Consider the following 1518-nt stretch of genomic DNA (forward strand, 5'->3'; position numbering starts at 1 on the left):
GGTCGACCCCGGCACCCCGCCCGCGGCACCGGGCCGGCCGGTCGACCCGACCCAGCCCCCGCTGGCCACCACGGGTGGCCCGCCGGCCCTGCTGGGCCTGCTGGGTCTGGTCGCGGTGCTCGCCGGGGCCGGGTCGGTGCTCAACGGGCTCCGCCGGCGACGGTGAGGCGGGGACGACGGTGAGGGGGGCGGGTCGACCGGCCTAGACTCCACGGGTGAGTCGCCCCGCCCCCAGCCCCGCCCACACCGCACCAGCGCTGACCCCGGCCACCGCCAGCTCCCGGCTCAAGCTGGCCACCGCACCGCTGATGCTGCTGATCGGCGGCTTCGTCTCCCTGCAGAGCCTGGTCAACGGTGAGCTGGCCAGCCGGCTCGGCACGGGGCTGCGGGCCAGCGTCGCGGCGGCGGTGAGCAGCTTCGGCTCCGGTCTGGTGCTGCTGACGCTGTTCGTGCTGCTGCACCCGGCCAGCCGTCGTCAGGTCGCCACCCTCGGGCGCGGGCTGCGGGAGGGCACGCTGCCGCCGTGGATGGTCGTCGGCGGTCTGGCCGGCGGGGTGTTCGTCGCCTCCCAGGGCATCACCACCCCCACCCTCGGCGTGGCCCTGTTCATCGTCTGCGTGGTGGCCGGGCAGTCGGTGATGGCGCTGGTGGTCGACCACCGCGGCTGGGGGCCCGGCGGCCACACCCCTGTCTCGGTGCCCCGCCTCTTCGGTGCCGTGCTGGCCGTCGTGGCCGCCCTCCTCGTCGGCCTGCAGGCCGGGCTGGACCCCGCCGGCGCGGGGCTCGGGCTGCTGCTGGCCCTGCTCCCGCTGGTCGCCGGGGCCGGCACCAGCGTCCAGCAGGGCCTCAACGGGCGGGTCGCCGCGCAGGTCGGTCCCTGGGCGACCACCTGGAACAACTTCCTGGTCGGCACCACCGGGCTGCTGCTGTTCTGGCTGGTCACGCTCGCCCTGCCAGGGCACCTGGTCGCCCCGCCGCGGGAGTGGTGGCTCTACACCGGCGGCCTGTTCGGCATCGCCTTCATCGCCCTCTCCACCGTGATGGTGCGGATCCACGGCGTGCTCGTCCTCGGGCTGTGGGCCGTCGCCGGGCAGGTGATCGCCGCGGTGGTGATCGACCTCCTGGTGGCTCCCGAGGAGCTGGGCGTGCTCAGCTTCGTGGCCGCCGGGCTCACCCTGGTCGGCGTGGTCGGCGCCATGACGCTCCGAGCCCGCGGCGTGCGCTGAGCGTCCGGCGGTCCGCCCCGGGCGTCAGCGGCGGCGCGCTGGGCTCACTGCGCCGGCTCGACGCCCTTCGGCAGCCGGTCGGGGTCCCAGTCCAGCAGCCGGACCGCGGTGTCGAAGGCGTAGCGGTCGGTCATCCCGCCCACCCAGGTCACGGCGGCGCGGACGGCCTCCGGGCTCCCCGGGGTCAGCCCCTCCACCTCGGGCAGCCGCTCGGGCCGCTCCACCAGGTGCTCGACCAGGGCCTGCAGCACGTCGACCACGGCCCGGGCCTGGGCGACGGACTCCGGCCGGG

The 1518-nt window shown here is 76.5% G+C and carries 1 protein-coding gene and 1 pseudogene; one reads left to right on the forward strand and one right to left on the reverse strand.

Annotation, left to right across the window (positions count from 1 at the left end; genetic code table 11):
- The first annotated feature begins 215 nt into the window (after positions 1 to 215).
- Entirely contained in the window at positions 216 to 1226 is a 1011-nt protein-coding gene (locus GC722_RS15995; protein WP_156611739.1) for a DMT family transporter, read from the forward strand.
- A 44-nt stretch (positions 1227 to 1270) separates the two neighbouring features.
- Here the strand turns inward: GC722_RS15995 and GC722_RS18680 are convergent.
- Positions 1271 to 1518, reverse strand: a pseudogene (locus tag GC722_RS18680) (HD domain-containing protein); the annotation flags it as partial.

The organism is Auraticoccus cholistanensis, assembly GCF_009742705.1.
Taxonomy (GTDB): Bacteria; Actinomycetota; Actinomycetes; order Propionibacteriales; family Propionibacteriaceae; genus Auraticoccus; species Auraticoccus cholistanensis.